At 63.7% G+C, this 21,900-nt stretch carries 23 protein-coding genes; 11 read left to right on the top strand and 12 right to left on the bottom strand.

What is annotated here, in order from left to right; genetic code table 11:
- Positions 1–241: 241 nt before the first annotated feature.
- The 9 genes from KHN96_RS09965 (at position 242) to KHN96_RS09925 (ending at position 7,083) form a co-directional block, all read left to right on the top strand.
- Complete coding sequence (locus KHN96_RS09965; protein WP_045787844.1) at positions 242–1,018, top strand: ferredoxin--NADP reductase; 777 nt, start codon at positions 242–244, stop codon at positions 1,016–1,018.
- A gap of 139 nt (positions 1,019–1,157) precedes the next feature.
- Positions 1,158–2,150: an asparaginase gene (locus KHN96_RS09960; protein WP_062739654.1), complete on the top strand. Its 993-nt coding sequence runs from the start codon at positions 1,158–1,160 to the stop codon at positions 2,148–2,150.
- 93 nt (positions 2,151–2,243) lie between these two features.
- Positions 2,244–2,612 carry a 30S ribosomal protein S6 gene (gene rpsF, locus KHN96_RS09955; RefSeq protein WP_045786668.1) on the top strand — a complete coding sequence of 123 codons (369 nt, stop codon included), beginning with the start codon at positions 2,244–2,246 and terminating at the stop codon, positions 2,610–2,612.
- Between the two features lie 41 nt (positions 2,613–2,653).
- Positions 2,654–2,980: a primosomal replication protein N gene (gene priB, locus KHN96_RS09950; RefSeq protein WP_045786669.1), complete on the top strand. Its 327-nt coding sequence runs from the start codon at positions 2,654–2,656 to the stop codon at positions 2,978–2,980.
- Between the two features lie 12 nt (positions 2,981–2,992).
- The gene (rpsR, locus tag KHN96_RS09945; protein WP_180964250.1) at positions 2,993–3,271 is read left to right on the top strand and encodes a 30S ribosomal protein S18; all 279 of its coding nucleotides are present in this window, start codon (positions 2,993–2,995) and stop codon (positions 3,269–3,271) included.
- Positions 3,272–3,295: 24 nt separating this feature from the next.
- Positions 3,296–3,748 carry a 50S ribosomal protein L9 gene (gene rplI / locus KHN96_RS09940; RefSeq protein WP_045786671.1) on the top strand — a complete coding sequence of 151 codons (453 nt, stop codon included), beginning with the start codon at positions 3,296–3,298 and terminating at the stop codon, positions 3,746–3,748.
- A gap of 142 nt (positions 3,749–3,890) precedes the next feature.
- Positions 3,891–5,282 (top strand): replicative DNA helicase, encoded by a 1,392-nt coding sequence (locus KHN96_RS09935; protein WP_045786672.1) that lies wholly within the window; start codon positions 3,891–3,893, stop codon positions 5,280–5,282.
- Between the two features lie 149 nt (positions 5,283–5,431).
- Positions 5,432–6,058: a DUF47 domain-containing protein gene (locus KHN96_RS09930; protein WP_062739660.1), complete on the top strand. Its 627-nt coding sequence runs from the start codon at positions 5,432–5,434 to the stop codon at positions 6,056–6,058.
- A gap of 14 nt (positions 6,059–6,072) precedes the next feature.
- Positions 6,073–7,083: an inorganic phosphate transporter gene (locus KHN96_RS09925; RefSeq protein WP_045786674.1), complete on the top strand. Its 1,011-nt coding sequence runs from the start codon at positions 6,073–6,075 to the stop codon at positions 7,081–7,083.
- Positions 7,084–7,152: 69 nt separating this feature from the next.
- Here the strand turns inward: KHN96_RS09925 and KHN96_RS09920 are convergent, their stop codons facing one another.
- The 12 genes from KHN96_RS09920 to KHN96_RS09865 form a co-directional block, all read right to left on the bottom strand.
- Entirely contained in the window at positions 7,153–7,902 is a 750-nt protein-coding gene (locus tag KHN96_RS09920) for a C40 family peptidase (RefSeq protein WP_045786675.1), read from the bottom strand.
- A 141-nt stretch (positions 7,903–8,043) separates the two neighbouring features.
- Positions 8,044–8,469, bottom strand: coding sequence for a hypothetical protein (locus KHN96_RS09915; RefSeq protein WP_062739653.1), 426 nt, complete (start codon positions 8,467–8,469; stop codon positions 8,044–8,046).
- A 119-nt stretch (positions 8,470–8,588) separates the two neighbouring features.
- Positions 8,589–10,307 (bottom strand): PhoH family protein, encoded by a 1,719-nt coding sequence (locus KHN96_RS09910; RefSeq protein WP_062739652.1) that lies wholly within the window; start codon positions 10,305–10,307, stop codon positions 8,589–8,591.
- A gap of 438 nt (positions 10,308–10,745) precedes the next feature.
- Positions 10,746–11,210, bottom strand: coding sequence for a peroxiredoxin (locus KHN96_RS09905; RefSeq protein WP_045786678.1), 465 nt, complete (start codon positions 11,208–11,210; stop codon positions 10,746–10,748).
- A 94-nt stretch (positions 11,211–11,304) separates the two neighbouring features.
- The gene (locus KHN96_RS09900) at positions 11,305–12,198 is read right to left on the bottom strand and encodes a 4-deoxy-4-formamido-L-arabinose-phosphoundecaprenol deformylase (protein WP_062739651.1); all 894 of its coding nucleotides are present in this window, start codon (positions 12,196–12,198) and stop codon (positions 11,305–11,307) included.
- A 21-nt stretch (positions 12,199–12,219) separates the two neighbouring features.
- Complete coding sequence (locus KHN96_RS09895; RefSeq protein WP_062739650.1) at positions 12,220–13,278, bottom strand: bifunctional UDP-4-keto-pentose/UDP-xylose synthase; 1,059 nt, start codon at positions 13,276–13,278, stop codon at positions 12,220–12,222.
- A 16-nt stretch (positions 13,279–13,294) separates the two neighbouring features.
- The gene (locus KHN96_RS09890) at positions 13,295–14,224 is read right to left on the bottom strand and encodes a formyltransferase (RefSeq protein WP_062739649.1); all 930 of its coding nucleotides are present in this window, start codon (positions 14,222–14,224) and stop codon (positions 13,295–13,297) included.
- A complete protein-coding gene (locus KHN96_RS09885; protein WP_045786681.1) occupies positions 14,221–15,219 on the bottom strand; it encodes a glycosyltransferase in 999 nt (332 codons plus the stop codon). Before KHN96_RS09885 ends, KHN96_RS09890 begins: the two co-directional genes overlap by 4 nt.
- A 7-nt stretch (positions 15,220–15,226) precedes the next feature.
- Positions 15,227–16,384: a DegT/DnrJ/EryC1/StrS family aminotransferase gene (locus KHN96_RS09880; protein ID WP_045786682.1), complete on the bottom strand. Its 1,158-nt coding sequence runs from the start codon at positions 16,382–16,384 to the stop codon at positions 15,227–15,229.
- 29 nt (positions 16,385–16,413) lie between these two features.
- Positions 16,414–16,785: an SMR family transporter gene (locus KHN96_RS09875; protein WP_045786683.1), complete on the bottom strand. Its 372-nt coding sequence runs from the start codon at positions 16,783–16,785 to the stop codon at positions 16,414–16,416.
- 112 nt (positions 16,786–16,897) lie between these two features.
- The gene (locus KHN96_RS09870; protein WP_062739648.1) at positions 16,898–18,568 is read right to left on the bottom strand and encodes a glycosyltransferase family 39 protein; all 1,671 of its coding nucleotides are present in this window, start codon (positions 18,566–18,568) and stop codon (positions 16,898–16,900) included.
- A 4-nt stretch (positions 18,569–18,572) separates the two neighbouring features.
- A complete protein-coding gene (locus KHN96_RS09865; RefSeq protein WP_045786685.1) occupies positions 18,573–18,953 on the bottom strand; it encodes an Mth938-like domain-containing protein in 381 nt (126 codons plus the stop codon).
- A gap of 290 nt (positions 18,954–19,243) precedes the next feature.
- Between KHN96_RS09865 and KHN96_RS09860 the strand changes: the two genes are divergently transcribed.
- Complete coding sequence (locus tag KHN96_RS09860; RefSeq protein ID WP_045787846.1) at positions 19,244–20,485, top strand: pyridoxal phosphate-dependent aminotransferase; 1,242 nt, start codon at positions 19,244–19,246, stop codon at positions 20,483–20,485.
- 93 nt (positions 20,486–20,578) lie between these two features.
- Complete coding sequence (locus KHN96_RS09855) at positions 20,579–21,898, top strand: homoserine dehydrogenase (protein WP_045786686.1); 1,320 nt, start codon at positions 20,579–20,581, stop codon at positions 21,896–21,898.
- Positions 21,899–21,900 lie beyond the last annotated feature (2 nt).

The following is a 21,900-nucleotide window of genomic DNA, read 5'->3' as shown; positions in this document are numbered from 1 at the left end:
GTGCACTGTATATCTGAACAGGTGCTGTGATTTTATACAGTGGCGTGGGAAGCGCAAGTGATTTCGTTGAAACATGTTGCGGGAGTGCGGAAGCGCGCCTGATCCAGGTCAAAACCTGTGCCGCCAGTTAGAAGCTTATGCGCAATCCATGCAGGCGCGGCGGCGGAGAATCGCATAAAATCAAGGCCTTGACCGATTTTTGCACCGCCGTAGAGCCTCATTGGCCGGCCCGAACGTCACCATGTCCGCTTTTAATCAAGAGACCGTTCTGAGCGTCCACCACTGGAACGACTCGCTGTTCAGCTTCAAGACCACGCGCGACCAGGCACTGCGCTTCCATAACGGACACTTCGTCATGCTCGGGCTGGAAGTCGAGGGCAAGCCGCTGATGCGGGCGTACAGCATCGCCAGCCCGAACTACGAAGAGCATCTCGAGTTCTTCAGCATCAAGGTGCCGAACGGCCCGCTGACTTCCCGCCTGCAACACCTGAAGGTGGGCGACAAGGTGCTCGTCAGCAAGAAGCCGGTCGGCACGCTCGTGCTGGACGATCTGCTGCCCGGCAAGCACCTGTACCTGTTCGGCACCGGCACGGGTCTGGCGCCGTTCATGAGCATCATCCAGGATCCGGAAACCTACGAGCGCTTCGAAAAGGTCGTGCTGCTGCACGGCGTGCGCCAGGTGAGCGAACTGGCCTATGCCGACTTCATCACCAGCGAACTGCCGAACAACGAGTTCTTTGGCGACCAGGTACGCGAAAAACTGATCTACTACCCGACCGTCACGCGCGAGCCGTTCCGCAACATGGGCCGCCTGACCGATCTGGCCGACAGCGGCAAGCTCTCGGCGGACATCGGGCTGCCGCCGCTTGATCCTGCCGTGGACCGTGCCATGATCTGCGGCAGCCCCGCCATGCTCGAAGACACCTGCAAGCTCCTCGATGCGCGCGGCTTCAAGATTTCGCCGCGCATGGGCGAAGCAGGCGACTACGTGATCGAGCGCGCCTTCGTCGAAAAGTAAGCTGCGTGTTTCACGTGCAGACGCCGGCCTGAGTGCCGGCGTTTTCTTTTGGCCGCCCTCGCCGAGGGCAATCCCCCGTCAACAAGGGCGTGACGGACAGATACAATGCGCGGCTTGCCCACCACGCATGTCCGCAACGATGTCCCTGCCTACCATTGCCATCCTCGCCACCGGCGGCACAATCGCCGGTTCCGCTGACGACGCTGGCTCTGCCGCACGCTACCGCGCTGGCGCTGTCCCCATCGACCAACTGCTGGCCGCGAGCAAGCTCGGCCTAGAGCGCATTGCCAACATACGTGCCGAGCAGGTCGCCCAGATCGACAGCAAGGATGTGTCGTTCGACGTGTGGGAGAAGCTTGTCTCGCGCATCCGGCACTGGATCGACGTCGAACGGGTGGACGGCGTGGTCGTCACGCATGGCACCGATACGCTCGAAGAAACCGCGATGCTGCTGCACCTGACCCAGCAGACCGATACGCCCATCGTCATGACAGCCGCGATGCGGCCTTCGACTTCGCTCTCCGCCGACGGTCCGTTGAATCTGCTCAATGCGGTGCGGCTGGCGGCCAGTCCCGCCGCGCGTGGGCAAGGTGTGCTGGTGGCGCTCAACCAGCGCGTGCACGCCGCGCGGGATGTGCAGAAGGGGCACACGTACGCGGTGGAGGCCTTCGTTTCGCCCGACATGGGCCCACTGGGCTTCGTGCTCGATTCGCACGTGCAGTTTCAGCGGTCTGCGCGCCCGCTTGCCGCCACCGATGTCTTGCCGATGCCGCCTGCCGGCCAGTGGCCGTGGGTGGAGGTGGTTGCCAGCTACGCCCAACCCGATGCGCGCCTGGTCGATGGGCTGGTCGCCGCCGGCGTGAAGGGCATCGTGGTTGCTGCAACGGGCGCGGGTTCCATCCACTCGAACCTCGAAGCGGCGCTCAACCGGGCCAGCCAGCAGGGCGTGTTCGTTGTTCGGTCGACGCGCACCGGCGCAGGCGTGGTGCCAGCGCAGCCCGACGGAAAGGGCTGGGCGTCGAGCGGTTCGCTCAATCCGTACAAGGCACGTGTGCTGCTCGCGTTGCTTCTGGCCTCGGGCCGCATCGGGCAAGAAGCAGGCGCCCTGCAGCAAGTCATTGATCGATATTGAAAAAATCCGCCGAGTCTGCGTATAATGGCAGGCTATTCAACCTTGCCGCACCGGAGTGTGACGCCCGGGCGGCTTTATCCATAAGGAGCGTCAATGCGTCATTACGAAATCGTCTTCATCGTCCATCCGGACCAGAGCGAGCAAGTGCCCGCGATGATCGAGCGCTACAAGAGCACGGTCACCGCGCAGGGCGGTCAAGTGCATCGCGTCGAGGATTGGGGCCGTCGTCAACTGGCCTACATGATCCAGAAACTCGCCAAGGCTCACTACGTGTGCATGAACATCGAATGCGGCAAGGAAACCCTGGCCGAGCTCGAGCACGCATTCAAGTTCAACGACGCCGTGCTGCGTCACCTCATCGTCCAGACCAAGAAGGCTGAGACGGCTCCGTCGCCGATGATGAAGGAAGTGCAGCGCGAAGAGGCCAAGAAGGCCGCCGCTCAAACTGAACAGGCCGCCTGATGTCGCGCGGTGCGGCGTGATCTAGATCGCGCACCGCGGCCATGGACGGAATCCAGGGGAATAGCGTCATCAACCGTCTGCAACTCGTCGCCACGCTGGTCGAGCGCGAGGTCATGCGGTACACCCCGGCCGGCGTTCCCATCGTCAATTGCCTGCTGAGCTATAGCGGGCCGGCGGTGGAGGCGCAGACAGTGCGGCAGATCGAGTTTTCGATCGAAGCGCTGGCGGCCGGCAAGGTGGCTTCCGTTGTCGATCGCATTGCACCAGGCACTGTCCTGGATTGCGTCGGATTCCTGGCCCGCAAGCACCGCAGCAGCAAGACACTGGTCTTTCACATCTCCGGATGTAACGTATTCGTAAAGGATTGAATCATGGCATTCATGAACAAGAAGCAGCGCGACGCGAAGAACAAGAAGCGCTTCCAGCAGCAAAACCCGCTGTTCAAGCGCAAGAAGTTCTGCCGCTTCACGGTGGCAGGCGTTGAGCAGATCGACTACAAGGATGTCGAAACGCTGAAGGACTTCATCGGCGAGAACGGCAAGATCACCCCGGCCCGCCTGACCGGCACGCGCGCTCACTACCAGCGCCAGCTCGACACGGCCATCAAGCGCGCGCGTTTCCTTGCGCTGATGCCGTACAGCGATCAGCACAAGAAGTAATCGGCGGGACAAGGAGAACAAACGATGCAAGTCATTCTGCTGGAAAAGGTCATCAACCTTGGCAACCTGGGCGACGTGGTGCGCGTGAAGGACGGTTACGCCCGTAACTTCCTGATCCCGCAAAAGCAGGCCCGCCGTGCTACCGAAGCTGCCATCAAGGAATTCGAAGCCCGCCGCGCCGAGCTGGAAAAGCTGGCTGCTGAAAAGCTGGCCGCCGCACAAGCCGAAGGTGAGAAGCTCAACGGCCTGACGCTGCAACTGTCGCAAAAGGCAGGTGTGGATGGTCGCCTCTTCGGTTCCGTCACCAACCACGACATCGCCGAGGCGCTGAACGCGCAAGGCTTCAAGGTCGAGAAGGGTCAAGTGCGTCTTCCGAACGGTCCGCTGAAGACCGTTGGCGATCACCCGGTCGTTGTGTCGCTGCACACCGATGTGGCAGTCGATGTGACCGTGTCGGTGCTGGGCGAGGCTGTCTAAGCACGTACGCTGTACCTCGTGACGGCCGGGTAACTGGCTGGCGCGAGTCAAGAAGGCAGGGACGAAAGTCTCTGCCTTTTTTTGTTGTCTTTTGTATCGAGGGTTCAGATTGAAGACCGAGCAGCGCCGCTATAATCCCGCCATGAATGCGCCCTCCGATCCCCAGCTCGATTCCCTCAAGGTGCCTCCGCATTCCATCGAGGCCGAACAGTCGGTACTCGGCGGGTTGCTGCTGGATAACGCCGCATGGGATCGCATTGCCGATTTCATCAACGAGCACGATTTCTACCGCTACGACCACCGGCTGATCTTTCACCACATCGGCAAGCTGATCTCGCAGGCCAAGCCGGCCGACGTAATCACCGTGTACGAGCAGCTGCAGGCCGCGGGCAAGGCGGAAGAGGTAGGCGGCCTGGCGTACCTGAATGCACTGGCGCAGAACACGCCGAGTGCCGCCAACATCCGTCGCTATGCCGAGATCGTCCGCGACCGCGGCGTGCTGCGCCAGCTGGTGACGATTGCCGACGAGATTTCCGCGGGCGCCTTCAATCCGCAGGGCCGCGATGTGCGCCAACTGCTGGACGAGGCCGAATCGAAGGTCTTTGCGATTGCCGAAGAAGGTGCACGGGGGCAGAAGGGCTTTCTTGAAATCCAGCCGCTGCTTACGCAGGTCGTCGAGCGCATCGACGAGCTGTATCACCGCGACAATCAGAACGACATCACCGGTGTGCCGACGGGGTTCGTCGACCTGGACCGCATGACCAGCGGCATGCAGCCGGGCGACCTCATCATCGTCGCGGGCCGGCCGTCGATGGGTAAGACCGCGTTCTCGCTCAACATCGGCGAACACGTTGCCGTGGAGCAGGGCTTGCCCGTCGCGGTGTTCTCGATGGAAATGGCCGGCACGCAGCTCGCCATGCGGATGCTGGGTTCGGTCGGCCGGCTGGATCAGCACCGTCTGCGCACGGGGCGCCTGCTGGACGAAGACTGGCCGCGCCTGACGCACGCCATCCAGAAGATGAACGATGCTCAGCTCTTCATCGACGAAACGCCAGCGCTCAACCCGATGGAGTTGCGCGCGCGTTCGCGCCGGCTGGCACGGCAGTGCGGCCAGCTCGGCTTGATCATCATCGATTACCTGCAACTGATGTCGGGCTCAGGCGGCGGTGGCGAAAACCGCGCGACGGAAATCTCCGAAATTTCCCGTTCGCTCAAGGGCTTGGCCAAGGAACTCAATTGCCCGGTGATTGCGCTGTCGCAGCTGAACCGAAGCCTGGAACAGCGTCCCAACAAGCGTCCGGTGATGTCGGACTTGCGTGAATCCGGCGCCATCGAACAGGATGCCGACGTGATCCTGTTCATCTATCGTGACCAGGTGTACAACCCCGATTCACCGGACAAGGGCACGGCGGAAATCATTATCGGTAAGCAGCGTAACGGCCCGATCGGTACCGTTCGGCTGACCTTCCTGGGTGAATACACGAAGTTCGACAACTTCACCGGAGGCAATGCCTTCTTTGACAACGACACGTAAGCTGCCGGACGTGTCGGCCCGCCACAACGTGCCGCGCGTGGCACGCGGCTGGCTCCGGTAAAATATTGCGTTTTGATGACAGCGCCAGCGGCGATCCCGACTGGCGCTGTTTCTACGACTCCTGCGTTTTTCCGTTTCCAAGGATCATCATGTTCGGTCGCTTCATGCCCACCGAAGGCAAGTTTTTCGAATACTTCAACCAGCACGCAGAGTGCGCCGTCAAGGCGGCCCACGCGCTCAAGGAGTTGGTCAACGACTTGCCCAATGCCGAAATGCATGCGCGCAATGTGCAGAACTTTGAGAAGAAGGCCGACCGCATCACGCATGACACGGTGGAACTGCTGCACAAGACGTTCATTACGCCGCTGGACCGCGACGAGATCCATAAGCTGATCACCACCATGGACGACATCCTCGACCTGATGGAGGACGTGTCGCTCACGATCTCGCTGTACGACGTGACCAACGTGACGGATGAAGCCCGCCAGCTCGCGGGCATCTGCGTGGCGTGCTGCGAGGAAGTCCGCAAGGCGGTGGCGCTGCTCAGCGACATGAACAACGGCCGCCAGATCCTGACCATCGCGCAGGAGATCGATCGGCTCGAGTCGGAGGCCGACCGCGTGATGCGTGCCGCCATGGCCAAGCTGTTCCGCACAGAAAGCGACATCAAGCTGCTCATCAAGCTCAAGGCCATCTATGAGCAGCTGGAGTGCATCACCGACTGTTGCGAGGATGTCGCCAACATCATCGAAGGCATCGTGCTCGAAAACGCCTGACGAGACGACGCCTCATGCATACGCTTCAGATCAGTCTCTGGGTGGTCGTCCTGCTGGTGGCGCTGGCCATCGTGTTCGACTTCATGAACGGCTTTCACGATGCCGCCAACTCTATCGCCACGGTGGTCTCGACGGGCGTGCTCAAGCCGCAGCAGGCAGTGGCCATGGCCGCCGCGTGCAACGTGATCGCCATTTTCATCTTCCACCTTAAGGTGGCGAGCACCGTCGGGCGGGACACCATCGACCCGGCGATCGTGGATCACTACGTCATTTTTGGCGCGCTTGTGGGCGCCATCGTGTGGAACATCATCACGTGGTATTACGGCATTCCGTCGAGCTCGTCGCACGCGCTGATCGGCGGGCTGGTCGGGTCGGCCGTGGCCAAGGCCGGCACGGGTTCCCTGGTCGCAAGCGGGCTGCTCAAGACGGTCGCGTTCATCCTCATTTCGCCGCTGCTGGGTTTCATCCTCGGCTCGCTGTTGATGGTGGCGGTGTCATGGCTATTCTTCCGAACGCCGCCGTCCAAGGTGGACCGGTGGTTCCGGCGCCTGCAGTTGCTGTCGGCGTCGCTGTACAGCCTCGGCCATGGTGGTAACGACGCGCAGAAGACCATCGGCATCATCTGGATGCTGCTCATTGCCGGCGGTTATGCATCGGCGACGACGCACGAGCCGCCGATCTGGGTGATCGTCTGCTGCTACGTGGCGATCGGCCTGGGTACGCTGCTCGGCGGCTGGCGCATCGTGCGCACGATGGGTCAGAAAATCACCAAGCTCAAGCCGGTAGGGGGGTTCTGCGCTGAAACCGGTGGTGCGCTGACGCTGTTCTTCGCCTCCGCGCTGGGCGTGCCGGTATCGACGACGCATACCATCACGGGTGCGATCGTCGGTGTGGGCGCGGCGCAGAAGGCGTCGGCCGTGCGCTGGGGCGTGGCAGGCAACATCGTGTGGGCATGGATCCTGACGATCCCCGCCTCGGCGTTCATGGCTGCGATCGCCTGGTGGATCGGCAAGCACGTCCTGTAAGCGGGTCTGCAGCACCCCAACGAAACGCCCACCAGACGGTGGGCGTTTTGCATGGAAGCCAGCGATTCGTTATTGGGTTGCGAACCGCGCGATGGGGTCGTCGTCGACGGCGGGTGTCGCAGCGGCGGGGGCACGGGTGGACATCAAGCTGTCCGCTTGTGCGCTGCGTGCGCGGGCCAGGGCGCCGAGCGGGTCTTCCTCGACTGGCCGCACTGGGGCCGGCGCAGGGCTGGGCGTGACAGTCGGAGCGGGGGCCGGGATATCGGGCAGGTTGCCTGCCGCCACCACACGGCGAGCCCCTGCGTAGCGGCTCGCCCAGTAGGACTTCGTCATGTCTTCGAGACGCACCGTGCCGCCCGTGGCCGGCGCGTGGACAAACCGGTTCTGCCCGACATAGATGCCGACGTGCGAGTTCGGCTGGCCGGTCGTATTGAAGAAGACGAGATCCCCCGAGGCGACCTCACTGCGGTCCAGCGGCGTGCCGCGCCGGCCCATCTCGGCGGCGGTGCGGGGCAACGTCACCGAGGCCGCGCGTTGCACCACGTAGCGCACGAGTCCACTGCAATCGAAGCCGCTATCGGGTGTGTTGCCGCCGTAGCGGTACGGCGTGCCTACCAAGGCCATCGCCTCGATGGAGATTTCCTCCAGGCCGGCACTCGGGTCCTGGATAGGCGCGCCGCGCGTGCGCAACCCCATGTCGCGCGAGGCGGTGGGGCGGGAGGGCGTCGACGAACAGGCAGAGAGCAGGCACGTCAGCGCCAGCAGGGCGGCGCCCGCCAGTCGCAGATTGCCTGAGTGAAAACCGTGCCGCGTCAGCATGCGCCGTCAGAAAAGTCCGGATAGGTCGCATGCTATGCGTGCGGCGTCGGAAAGCCAAACGGCGTGTTGGCGAGGCGCAACGCCAAGCGGGGTGCGGCTCGCAGGATTCTGGCCCGATGGCGTCGCGCTTTGCGGGAAGCTTTACCAGCGCAGCTGGACGTTGCGCGTACTGCCGGTCTGCACGGTTGCGCGCTTGGTGGTGCCTTCGTATGTGGCGATGACGTTGTAGCTGGCCGGCGGGGCCTTGATCAGGCAGCGCGGTCCATCGGCGCGGAAGCTTGCAACCTCCTTGCCGTGCCGCGTGAGTTTCACGTCGACGTCGGCAAGGTACTCACCGCGCGGCCCCTGCGTGAAGAGCAGGGACAGGTTGTAATTGCGTGCCTCGGCATTCAACGCCTGCTGTTCATCCTGTGCAACGCCGCCACAGACATAGCTGATCTGGCCAGCCGTTTGCGGGGTCAGGCTGCCGGCAAGCGCAACGGACGCGCCGGCGGACAGCATCATCGCCAGCGCCGCCGAGGTCAGGGTGAAGTGCGATCGGTTGTGCGGATTTCGCTGCATGGGCATCGTGGGCCTCCGTCAAAAGAAAGGAGTGACCTTGACGCTGCAGCAAGAAAAGGGCCGCGCACATGCGCGGCCCCTTGGCACAACGGTTTGCGGCGGACAGATTCGCCGTGTGGTGACGGTTACAGCACGTCAGTGGCGTGATCGGCCAGTCGCGAGCGCTCGCCGCGGGCGAGCGTGATGTGCCCGCTATGGCTCCATCCCTTGAAGCGATCGACCACGTAGGTCAGGCCCGACGAACCTTCGGTCAGATACGGCGTGTCGATCTGCGCAATGTTCCCTAGGCACACGATCTTGGTGCCCGGGCCCGCGCGGGTGACCAGCGTCTTCATCTGCTTGGGCGTCAGATTCTGCGCCTCGTCGATGATCAGGAACTTGTTGACGAACGTGCGGCCGCGCATGAAGTTCATGCTCTTGACCTTGATCCGCGAACGGATCAGTTCCTGCGTGGCTGCGCGACCCCATTCGCCGGCGTTGTCGTCCGACTTCTGCAGCACTTCGAGGTTGTCGTCGAAGGCGCCCATCCACGGCTGCATCTTCTCTTCCTCCGTGCCGGGCAGGAAGCCGATGTCTTCGCCCACGGGCACGGTGGCGCGCGTGATGATGATCTCGTTGTAAAGCTTCTGGTCCAGCACCTGCTCGAGGCCCGCGGCCAGGGCCAGCAGCGTCTTGCCGGTACCCGCCTGGCCAAGCAGCGACACGAAATCGACTTCCGGGTGCATCAGCAGGTTCAGCGCGAAGTTCTGCTCGCGATTGCGCGCCGTCACCCCCCAGACGTTGTTTTTCTGATGCGTGAAATCCTTGAGCGTCTGCAGCACGGCGGTCTTGCCGTTGAGCTCCTTGACCTGTGCATACAGGGGCAGGCTGCCGTCGTTGGGCTCCAAGTACACGAACTGGTTGACCAGGAACGAGGGCACGAGCGGGCCCGACAGGCGATAGAACGTGGTGCCGGTCTTCGGGTCCTGCCAGCTCTCGATGTTCTTGCCGTGCTTCTGCCAGAAATCGGCGGGCAAGGCCATGACACCGCTGTAAAGCAGGTCGGTGTCTTCCAGCACGCGGTCGTTGAAATAATCCTCTGCCGGCAGGCCAAGCGCGCGCGCCTTGATCCGCATGTTGATGTCCTTGGACACCAGCACGACGTTGCGGTCGGGGCGCTGCTGCTGCAGCGCGGCCACCACGCCCAGGATCTGGTTGTCGGCCTTGCCTTGCGGCAGACCGTCGGGCAGCTTGATGTCGTTCAGGCGTGTCTGGAAGAACAGGCGCCCCTGCGCATCGCGGTTGCCGAGCTTGGCCAGCGGCAGACCGTCGTCCATCACGCCGTCCGTGCCGGCCACGAGCTGGTCGAGCGTGCGGCTGACCGTCCGGGCGTTGCGCGCCACTTCGCTCATGCCCTTCTTGTGGTTGTCGAGCTCTTCCAGCGTCATCATCGGCAGATAGACGTCGTGCTCTTCGAAGCGGAACAGCGAGGTGGGGTCGTGCATCAGCACGTTGGTGTCGAGCACGAACAGCTTGGTCGGCCCTTCATCGCGGCGGGTGCGGCGGCGCACGGCGGTTTCGGTCGAATCGCCCGTGGCGCTGACCTTGTCGACCGCCTTGGCAAGAATGCCGGCATGTTCGCGCGACTCTTCCTTTGCCATGGGCGATGCCTCGCCGGAACGCGCGCGGGTCACGTTGCGTTTGGGCTGCGCACGGCCGGTTTCCGACAAGGCTTCGCGTTCGAGTGCGGGCACCGGTTTTCGAGGTTCCTGACCCGCCTTGGGCTTTCCGGCTTTGCCGAAAGGCTTGAATTCAGCCGGGTCAAGCAACTGGGCTGGCTGGGTGGGCATGGTCGGCAGCGGCATGCTTCGATTACCTCTCTGGGTGGAACAGCGACAAAACACCACGCCCGTTGATCACGGCGCGATGCTGGCGGGAAACGTGGGAGGGGATGCGGGAGCGCCGCGCGAATGACGGCCACAAAAAAGCCGCCATGACCTGCGAGAGGTGGGGCGGCCTGGATGAACGCCACAACAGGCTGCACGTTTCAGACGTTCTCCCAAGTCTGGCTGCCGGGAAAAACGCTGAAGCGGTATCCGGCCAACTTGGCCGCCGGTACCGTCGTGGGCTATCGGAATGGCATCCGGATTTCGTACTCATCGGTTCCGACTGTATCGGAACCCTTTGTGATTTGCAATCTGTCACATGTGACGTCCGGTGTGGAGGCGACAGCGCGAATGGATGAAACAGTGTGGCGAAAGGCAAGCGGGGCGTGCGCTGCCCGGCGCTTGCCGCAGCGCCTTTTACAGGGCGCGTACCGCCGTCAGCACATCTTCCACATGGTTGGGCACCCTAACCCCGCGCCATTCCTGGCGCAGCACGCCCTTGGCGTCGATCAGGAAGGTGCTGCGCTCGATGCCGCGCACGTCTTTGCCGTACATCTTCTTCATCTTGATGGTGTCGAAGAGATGGCATACGGCTTCATCGGCGTCGGAGATCAATTCAAACGGCAGTTCCAGCTTGGCCTTGAAGTTCTCATGCGACTTCAGGCTGTCGCGCGAGATGCCAAACACCACGGCGCCTGCGGCTTCGAACAACTCGTACTGGTCGCGGAAGTTCATCGCCTCGGTCGTGCAGCCGGGCGTGTTGTCCTTCGGATAGAAATACAGCACGACGATCTTGCCGCGCTGCGAAGCCGGCGAGAACGTGACGCCGCTGGTCGCGGGCGCGGAGAAATCGGGAAGGGGCTTGTCGAGGGAGACGGGCATGGTGTGATCCGGAAAACCGCGGAAAAAAGACTGCTGGCGCACGGACGGGCGCGTCTACAACTCCGTAGGCTGCCGTGCTTGCGGCAGCGCGGGCTCACGTCGGCTGGACGATCAGGCTGCCACTGCGGCCGGCAACCTCGCCCCACGTGACGGGCTGCACGGGCAGGGTATTGCGATCCAGCGTCGCATAGTAGTCGCCCATCGAAGCCAGCCTGTGACCCTGCGCGCGCCAGCCGCGCAGCAACTCGCGGAAGATCGGGGCGAGTTTCTGTCCTTCAAGCTCGGCGTGCAAGGTAAAGACCTGGTCGTGATCGGATTCGGTCATGTTCAGGATGTGCCGCGCGACGGTGTCCGTCGTCAGGCCGTCCACGCCGATCAGCTCATCCAGTGTGGGCAGCGTGGTTGGCAGCTGCACGTGGTTCAGCGGTTGACCGCCGACGCTCGGGATGTACGGATGCGTGCCGCGGCCGTCGGAGGCGTAAGCCATGCCCCAGGCGTCGATCTGGCGGAAGGCATGGTTGTTCATCTGCCAGCCGGCAGCGCCGTGCGTGACGGGCGGCTTGCCGAAGATCTGCACGAAGCGTGCGTGTGCGGCGCGCATTTGGTTGGCCGTCCACGCGGCGTCGCGCTGGCGGACGTTGTCTTGCCAGCGCACGTGGTCCCACGTGTGGATGCCGGTCTCGAAGCCTGCCTCGGCAATGGCGCGCATTTCGGCGGCAGCCTTGCGGCCGATGTCAGGACCGGGCAGCAGCACGCCGTACATCAGCGTGCGCAGGCCGTAGTGCTCCACCACGGAGGTACGCGAAACCTTCTTGAGGAAGCCTGGGCGGAACGCCCGGCGCAGCGCCCAGCCGGTGTGATCGGGGCCAAGGCTGAAGAGGAAGGTCGCGCCCGCCTCGTGCTCACGCAGCATGCGCGCGAGATTGGGCACGCCTTCGCGGGTGCCGCGCAGGGTGTCGACGTCGATCTTGAGGACGATGAGAGCCATTGAACCTGCGCGGGTATTGCCTTACTTGTGGCCGTTGCCTTCTTCGACCAGGCTGCGTGCTTCGGCCACGTGCGTGCGATAGGCTTCGAAGATCTTCGCCAGCGCGTCCTTCATCACGGTCGTCGGCTTCCAGCCGAGGTCTTCCATGGTGTTGGCGATCTTCGGCACGCGGTTCTGCACGTCCTGGTAGCCGTTGCCGTAGTAGGCGCCGGACGTCGTTTCCACCAGCTGGACCTGCTTGGCGCTGTCTTTGTACTCGTCGATGTTGGCGGCCAGCTCGAGCATCATGTTGGCCAGCTCGCGAACCGAGTAGTTGTTCGACGGGTTGCCGATGTTGTAGATCTTGCCCGAGGCCACGCCGTCCTTGTTGGCGATGATGCGCACCAGCGCGTCGATGCCGTCGTCGATATACGTGAAGGCGCGCTTCTGGCTGCCGCCGTCGACAAGCTTGATGTTCTCGCCGCGCACGATGTGGCCGAGGAATTGCGTCACCACGCGCGACGAACCTTCCTTCGGGGTGTAGATCGAGTCGAGGCCGGGGCCGATCCAGTTGAACGGACGGAACAGCGTGAAGTTCAGCCCTTCCATGCCGTAACCCCAGATCACGCGGTCCATCAGCTGCTTGGAGCAGGCGTAGATCCAGCGCGGCTTGTTGATGGGGCCGTAGATCAGCGGCGAGGCTTCCGGATCGAATTCGGAATCGCTGCACATGCCGTAGACCTCGGAGGTCGACGGGAAGACGAGGTGCTTGCCGTACTTGGCAGCCGAGCGAACGATCGGCAGGTTGGCTTCGAAGTCCAGCTCGAACACGCGCAGCGGGTCTTTCACGTACGTTGACGGCGTGGCGATGGCCACGAGCGGCAGGATCACGTCGCACTTCTTCACGTGATACTCGACCCACTCCTTGTTGATGGTGATGTCGCCCTCGAAGAAATGCATGCGCGGGTGGTTGACCAGGTCGCCCAGACGCTCGGTCTGCATGTCCATGCCGTAGACCTCCCAGTCGGTGGTCTCCAGGATGCGCTTGGACAGGTGGTGGCCGATGAAGCCGTTGACGCCGAGGATCAGTACTTTTTTCATGAAGGCAAACTCAAGATCAGGAGAGGGCAAGCTGGCTGGCGAGCTGCTGCGCAGTCACGGCGCACGATCCGCCGGCAGCCTGGGTGTCCACGCGCCAGAGCTCGTGGATGGCGATGGCTGCTCCATCGCCGCACACGCCAAACATCGCATTATCCACGACGTGCAAGCCCGGCGGCAAATTCGTAAAGATTTGATGTGCCAGACGGGCGCGCGCGACGATGTAGCGCTCGCCGCCGACGTCCGTGAATGCACCAGGATAGGGCGGCGCGACGGCCCGGATGAGGTTGTAGACCTGCTGCGCCGGCCTGGACCAGTCGATGCGGCCGTCTTCGGGCTTGCGGCCGCCGAAATAGCTGCCCTCGGCCAGCACGTTCGGGTGCTTGGGAATCTGCCCGGCAATCATGGCGGGCAGGGCGCGCCAGAGCGTCTGCTCGGCGGCAACGGTGGCTTTTTCGAAGACTTCGTGCGCGGTGTCGTCCGGCAGGATCGGCACGACGGTCTGGTCGACGATGTAACCGGCATCGGGCTTTTCGACCATCTCGTGCAGGGTCGCGCCGGTCTCGGTTTCACCGTGGAGCACCGCCCAGTTGATCGGCACGCGGCCGCGGTACTTGGGCAGTAGCGAACCGTGCATGTTGAACGCGCCAAGTTTGGCCAGGCTCAACAGGCGCATCGGGATCATGTGCCGGTAGTAGAACGAGAAGATGAAATCCGGCGCGATGTCTGCGATGCGCGCGTGCAGGTCTTCACCGTGGGCGTCGTCCGGCGTGACGAACGGGATGCCGAGCTCTTGCGCCGTGGCGCGCACACTGCCGAACCAGATGTTCTCCGCCGCGTTGTCTTCGTGCGTGACGACGAGCTCGACCCGGATGCCGCGCGCTGCCAGGACGCGCAGGCAGCGCACGCCGACGTTGTGATACGCAAAGACGACGGCACGCCGGGTCATGCCACACCTCGCTGTGGGCCGCCGCCCTTCAGGTCCGCCGCGCTGGCTTCGTGCAGGTGCGGCGTGTCTTCCAGCACACCCTGCACAAGGTAGCGCGGACGCTCGCGCACCTGCTGATAGATGCGGCCGATGTACTCGCCCAGCAGGCCGATGCCGAACAGCAGCACGCCGATCAGGAAGAACGTGATGGCGAACAGGGTGAACACACCCTGGACTTCCGCGCCGAGGACGAAGCGCCGTACCACCAGCAGGATGAACAGGATGGCCGAGGCCAGCGACAGCAGCATGCCGATCGCCGAAAACCACTGCAGCGGCACCACAGAGAAACCCGTCACCAGGTCGAAGTTCAGGCGTACGAGCTTGTAGAGCGAATACTTCGATTCACCCGCGAACCGCTCCTCGTGATCGACTTCGATTTCCGTCGGGTTCTTGCTGAACGTGTAGGCCAGTGCCGGAATGAACGTGTTGACTTCGCGACAGCGGTTGATGGTGTCGACGATGGTGCGGCTGTACGCGCGTAGCATGCAGCCCTGGTCGGTCATCTTGATGTGCGTGATGCGCTCGCGCAGCGAGTTCATGGCACGCGACGCGGTACGACGGAACCAGCTGTCCTGGCGGTTGCGGCGGATGGTGCCGACGTAGTCGTAGCCTTCGTCGAGCTTCTCGACCAGGCGGCCGATTTCTTCAGGCGGATTCTGGAGGTCGGCGTCGAGCGTGATGACGCGTTCGCCGCGCGCATGTTCGAAGCCGGCCAGGATGGCCATGTGCTGGCCATAGTTGCCATTGAACAGGACGACGCGCGTCGTGTCGGGGCGCGCACGGAATTGCTCGGCCAGCATGGCGGCGGAGCGGTCGCGGCTGCCGTCGTTGACAAACACCACCTCATACGAGATGCCGAGTGCGTCGAGCGCGGGGTACAGGCGCGCAAACAGCGCGGCAAGCCCGTCTTCTTCGTTGTAGACAGGAATGACAACCGAGAGAGCAGGTGTCTTCATTATTGGATTATTGGTACTGGGCGCAAAGTTGGCGGACCGCGTTGACGACGCGGTCCACGTCGGAATCTTCCATGCCGGCAAACATCGGCAGCGTAACGATGGCGCGGCCGATGCGTTCGGCCACCGGGAACATGCCCGGCTTCCAGCCGAGTTCGCGGTAGAGCTTGAACAGGTGGATCGGCGGATAGTGCACGCCCGCGCCGATGCCCAGCGCCTTCAGGCCGGCCATGAACCCGGCGCGATCGACCTTCAGGCGATCGAGCGGGAGCACGATCTGGAACATGTGCCAGTTGGTGTTCGTAAAATTCTCGACCGGCAGTTCGACACCGAACGATTCGATGTCGGCGGCGCGCATGGCCGCAAAGTAACGGCGGGCGAGCGCGGCGCGGCGCGCGGTGACGTTTTCGAGTTGCGCAAACTGGCCCAGCCCGATGGCGGCGTTCACGTCGGTCAGGTTGAACTTGCCGCCCACCAGGTCGACTTCCATGCCGTCGAAGCCAGTGCGCACGACGCCCTGCAGGCGGTACTTTTCGGCCAGCACCGCTTCTTCGGGCGTGTTCAGGACGAGCGCACCACCCTCGATGGTCGTGATGTTCTTGTTGGCCTGGAAGCTGAAGCTGACGAGATCGCCGATCTCGCCGATGCGCTTGTCGCCCCAGCGCGAGCCGATGGCCTGCGCGGCGTCTTCCACCACGCGCAGCTTGTGGCGGCGGGCGATGTCGTACAGGCGGTCCATGTCGACGGGCAGGCCGGACAGGTACACCGGGATGATCGCCTTCGTGCGCGGCGTGATGGCGGCTTCGACCTTGCTCAGGTCGATGTTGCGCGTGACGGGGTCCACGTCGACGAAGACCGGCTTGGCGCCGACCGTCAGCACCACGTTCGACGTGGCGACCCACGAGATCGGCGTGGTGATGACTTCATCCCCGGGGCCGATACCTGCGATGCGCAGCGCGACTTCCATCGTGGCCGTGCCATTGGCGAACGTCCGCACGATGCGGCCGCCGAAGTACTCCGACAGTGCGGCTTCAAAGGCGGCAACCTTGGGGCCCGAGGTGATCCATCCCGAACGCAGCACCTCGGCGACGGCGGCGATGGTCGCCTCGTCGATGGTCGGACGCACGAAGGGCAGGAAAGGCAGTTCGGTGGCGTTGGTTTGCGTCATGGCAGCAGAGAAGGTTGGGCGCGCGCCGCTCATGAGCGAGCCAGCACGAAAACGCCGACAAGGATGATGGCGATGCCGATCAAGCGCTGCACCGACAGCACTTCGCCAAACAGATACCACGCCAGGAAGGCATTGACCACGTAGCCCAGCGAGAGCATCGGATACGCAATGGTCACATCCACGCGCGAGAGCCCGAGGATCCACACCACCACGGAGATTACGTAGCACGACAGCCCGCCGATGATGGGCCACTGCGTTGCAAGCTTGATGCCGATCGGCACGATGTTGTCGGCCGAAAACGCAAAGCGGCCGATATTGTTGACGCCCGCCTTGAGCAAGAGCTGAGCGCAGGCATTGAGCATGACACCTGTCAGGATCAGCCCGAATGTGACCAGATTCATAGGTTGTTTTGTAGTGTTCCGACTGCGGTGGCTTCCCCGAGGCCCCACCGCCGGGCCGCATGTTACGACAATTCCGCTTGCGCGCTTCTTTCGCCGCGTCGCTTTGGTCCCGCTACTGGCGCCGAACGATCACGCGGCGGGCATCGCGGGCCACCGGCACCATCGGGACGCCCTGGGCTGCCAGGCGGTCATACGTGCCCGGGCCCATCATCGCGATGGCCTGGCCGCCCTCCTTCCAGCGGGCCACGAAGGCCTCGGTGGTCGGAATCCACTTGGCCGGCTCCTGCTGCACGCCGAAGGCCAGTTCGTCAGGCTCCTGCACCATGATGGTCGGCCGGCCGAGGTAGAACGGCATTGTATGGTCCAGGCGCTCTACCGCATAGAACGGCACATCCGGCTTGAGCCACGGTCTGACGGCCGGTACGAGGTCGATACCCGACATCGAGCGCCCGAACGCTTCATGGCCGAGGGTGGCCGCCGTGAATGTCAGGAACCACGCACATGCAAAGGCGGCGAGGCTCTCAAAGCGCCCGTTCGCCCGGCGCAACGCGATCCACGTGAACGCAGCGCCCGCCCCGAACGCCACGGCCAGGAACACCGCGAACCGCGCGAACACCGCATTCGGATACATCGCCGACGACATCGTCGCCACGTAGCCGCTGGCGGCGAGCCCGACCAGCGCCAAGGCCAGGAAAGCGCGGAGCTGCCAGCGCCAGGCACGCTCGCTGGCGTGTTCGAGCACCAGGGCAGCCAGCATCGCCAACGCCGGGATGATCGGGAAAATGTAGCCCGGCAGCTTCGAGTCGGAAATGCTGAAGAACACGAAGATCAGGATCGCCCACAGGCCAAGCACGAGCGTCGGGCGGAAGCCGTTGGCCGCGGTCTCGGTGCGCGCGAAGGTCAGCCTGGCGGCGCCGGGCAACTGCGCAAGCCATGGCAGGAAGCCGGCCAGCAGCAGCGGCACGAAATACCAGACCGGCGCATTGCGGTTGTGCACAGTCGAGGTGAAGCGCTGGAAGTGCTCGTGCACGAAGAAAAACCACGCGAACTCCGGGTTGCGAGCGGAGATCAGCACAAACCAGGGCGCTGCCACGGCACAGAACACGATGAGGCCGCTCACCAGATGCAGGCGTTTCCACAGCGCCCAGTCCCGCGCGACCAGCGTATAGACGACAAGCACGAAGCCGGGCAGCACCACGCCGATAAGCCCCTTGCTCAGCACCGCCAGCGCCATGGACGCCCAGCACGCCCACATCCATCCGCGCTGCTGGGCACGGCTTGCGTCCGGGTGCTGGGCCAGGAGGAGCGCCGCCAGCGCCATCGTCATGCAGCCGGCCACGCCCATGTCGAGCGAGTTGAAATGCGCGCCCACATTCCACATCGGCGCGCTGACGAGCACCAGGCCGCTGACGACCGCCACACGTTTGCCCCACCAGCGTGCCGCCGCCAGCATGGTGAAGACGATGCCGACGATGCCCGAGAGCGCCGTGAACAGCCGCGCCTGCCAGTCGCCAACGCCGAACAGCGTGTAGGCCAGCGCGGTGCCCCACATCTGCAGGGGCGGTTTCTCGAAGTACTTGAGGCCGTTGTAGCGGATCGTCACCCAGTCGCGGGAGGTGAACATCTCGCGGGCGATTTCGGCGTAGCGGCCTTCGTCGGTGGGGATCAGGTGGCGGTAGCCCAGCGTGCCGAGCCAGATGGCCAACAGTGCCGTGGCGAGCAGCCACAGGGAAGCGTTGCGCCAGGGCAGGGCCGGCGCGTTGGTCGAGCGGTCGATCGGCATGCGCTCAGGCGGTTTCGATGAGCAGCGCCGCGGCCACCTTGCGGCCTTCCAGCATCAGGATGTTGTAGGTGCGGCCGGCGGCCTGCATGTCCATCGCTTCCACGCCGATACGCTTCTCGGTCAGCGGCGCAGTGAGTCGCGGGTGGGGAAAGCGCAGCCGGCTTCCCGTGCCGAAGACCACTACCTCCGCGCCGAGTTCGAGCAAGCGGGCGAAGTGTTCGGGCGTCAGGTCTTCAAAGCGCGCGACGTCCCACGGCACGATGGCGCCTTCGGGCATCACCAGCACGGAGTGCGTGTAACGCACTTTGTTGATTTCGATATAGCCGTCGCCATACGCGGTGACGGTATTGAGAATGGCGGACGGGTCGGACGAATGGAGCTTCAAGGCGGGAATCCCATCAGGCGCGATGGCTGCGGCGCACGCGGCGACACGGTGGCAAGGGCGCGGTTTCGGACTGTCCGGCGGATCTCGCTGCGTTGCAAAAATGCCCGCCGAAGTCTGTCATAATGGGCTAAATTATATCTTTTTCTCTCCTTTGCCCGCCGCGCCACAAGCGACGCCCGGCAAGGAAGAGCGCAGCGCTTTCTCCTGCCAGGCGGTGTCACCGTCGCCGCTTTGCTGCACCGATCCGTCGCAATCCAAGCCCGCTCGACGTCGTTTATCGTCCCTTGCCCGTGAAAACGATCCAAAAATCCGCCAAGCTCAACAACGTCTGCTATGACATTCGCGGCCCCGTGCTCGAAAAGGCCAAGCAGATGGAGGAAGAGGGCCACAAGATCATCAAGCTGAACATCGGCAACCTTGCCCCGTTCGGCTTCGATGCTCCGGAAGAAATCCAGCAGGACATGATCCGCAACCTGCCGAATTCGGCAGGCTATTCGGATTCGAAGGGCATCTTCGCGGCGCGCAAGGCGGTGATGCACTACACGCAGGAGCAGGGCATCAAGAATGTCACGCTGGATGACATCTATCTCGGCAACGGTGCGTCCGAGCTGATCTCGCTGGCGACCAACGCGCTGCTCGACGAGGGCGACGAGCTGCTGCTGCCGGCTCCCGATTATCCGCTGTGGACCGCCGTGACGAGCCTCTCGGGCGGCACGCCGGTGCACTACTACTGCGACGAATCCAATGGCTGGATGCCCGATCTGGACGACATCCGCGCCAAGATCACGCCCAACACCAAGGGCATCGTCGTCATCAACCCCAACAACCCGACCGGCGCACTGTATTCGGACGAACTCCTGCGCGGCATCGTCGCCATCGCGCGCGAGCACGGCCTTGTGCTCTTCGCCGACGAGGTGTACGACAAGGTCCTGTTTGACGACAACAAGCACACTGCCATCGGGTCGCTGTCGGAAGACGTGCTGACTGTCACGTTCAACAGCCTGTCGAAAAGCTACCGCTCGTGCGGCTACCGCGCGGGCTGGATGGTCGTCTCGGGTGACAAGCGCCCGGCCAAGGACTACATCGAAGGCCTGAACATGCTGTCGTCGATGCGCCTGTGCGCCAATGTGCCGGGCCAGTGGGCCATCCAGACGGCGCTGGGCGGCTACCAGAGCATCAAAGACCTGGTGGCACCGGGCGGCCGCATGCGCCGTCAGCGCGACCTGGCGCACGAGCTGATCACGGCCATTCCCGGCGTGACGTGCGTGAAGCCCAAAGCGGCGCTGTACATGTTCCCGCGCCTCGATCCGGCCGTGTACCCGATCGAGGACGACCAGACCTTCATCCGCCAGTTGCTGGAAGAAGAGCGCGTGCTGCTGGTGCAGGGCACCGGCTTCAACTGGCACTCGCCGGACCACTTCCGCATCGTCTTCCTGCCGCACGAAGACGATCTGCGTGAAGCGATCGGCCGAATTGCGCGCTTCCTGGAGCGGTACCGTCAGCGTCACGGTACTGGCATCCGGGCAGCCTAGACTCGGTCATCCGCCAGATCAGTTGTTGTTGCGGGGCAGACCGAAGTGTCTGCCCTGTCTGTTTTTTGCCCTTCCGTTTCAACGATACGTCTCATGAATCCCATCAAGATCGGCCTGCTCGGGCTCGGTACCGTCGGTGGCGGTACCCTCAAGGTTCTGCAACGGAACCAGGAAGAAATCCGCCGTCGTGCGGGGCGCGGCATTGAAGTCGCCATGATTGCGGTGCGCAATCTCGAGCGCGCGCGCGCCATCGTGCAGGAAGCCGGCGCGACCGTGCCGGTGGTGAACGACCCGTTTGCCGTCGTGGATTCGCCCGAGATCGACATCGTCGTGGAACTGATCGGCGGCTATGACCTGACGCGCGACCTCGTGCTGCGTGCCATCGCCAACGGCAAGCACGTCGTCACCGCCAACAAGGCGCTACTGGCCGTGCACGGCAACGAGATCTTCAAGGCCGCGCAGGACAAGGGCGTGATGGTGGCATTCGAAGCCGCCGTGGCCGGTGGCATCCCCATCATCAAGGCACTGCGCGAAGGCCTGACGGCCAACCGCATCGAGTGGATCGCCGGCATCATCAACGGCACCACGAACTTCATCCTGTCCGAGATGCGCGACAAGGGCCTGGACTTCGACACCGTGTTGAAGGAAGCCCAGCGCCTGGGCTATGCCGAAGCCGATCCGACCTTCGACATCGAGGGCTTTGACGCCGCGCACAAGCTCACGCTCATGAGCGCGATCGCGTTTGGCGTGCCGGTGCAGTTCGAGCGCGCGTACGTGGAGGGCATCACCAAGCTGGAAGCCGTCGACATCCGCTATGCCGAAGAACTCGGCTACCGCATCAAGCTGCTGGGCATCACGCGCCGGGTCGACGCGGGCATCGAGCTGCGCGTGCACCCGACGCTCGTGCCGGCCAAGCGCCTGATCGCCAACGTGGAAGGCGCGATGAACGCCGTGGTCGTCAACGGCGACGCCGTCGGCCCGACGCTGTACTACGGCAAAGGGGCGGGCGCCGAGCCGACCGCCTCGGCCGTCGTCGCCGACCTGGTGGACGTGACGCGCCTGCACACGGCCGACCCGGAGCACCGCGTGCCGCACCTGGCGTTCCAGCCCGACGCGCTGTCCGACACGCCGGTGTTGCCGATCGACGAGGTGCGCTCGAGCTACTACCTGCGCATGCGCGTGGCCGACCAGACGGGCGTGCTGGCCGACATCACGCAGATTCTCGCCAAGACCGGTATCTCGATCGACGCGATGCTGCAGAAGGAATCGCGCGAAGGCGAGCCGCAGACCGACATCATCATGCTGACGCACACGGCCGTCGAGAAGCACGTCAACGGTGCCATCGCCGCCATCGAGGCGCTGCCGACCGTGCTGTCGAAGGTCACGCGCATCCGCATGGAAGAACTGAACTGAGC

Source organism: Ralstonia mannitolilytica, from assembly GCF_905397375.1.
Taxonomy (GTDB): domain Bacteria; phylum Pseudomonadota; class Gammaproteobacteria; order Burkholderiales; family Burkholderiaceae; genus Ralstonia; species Ralstonia mannitolilytica.
This window is presented reverse-complemented; position numbering and strand designations above follow the sequence as displayed.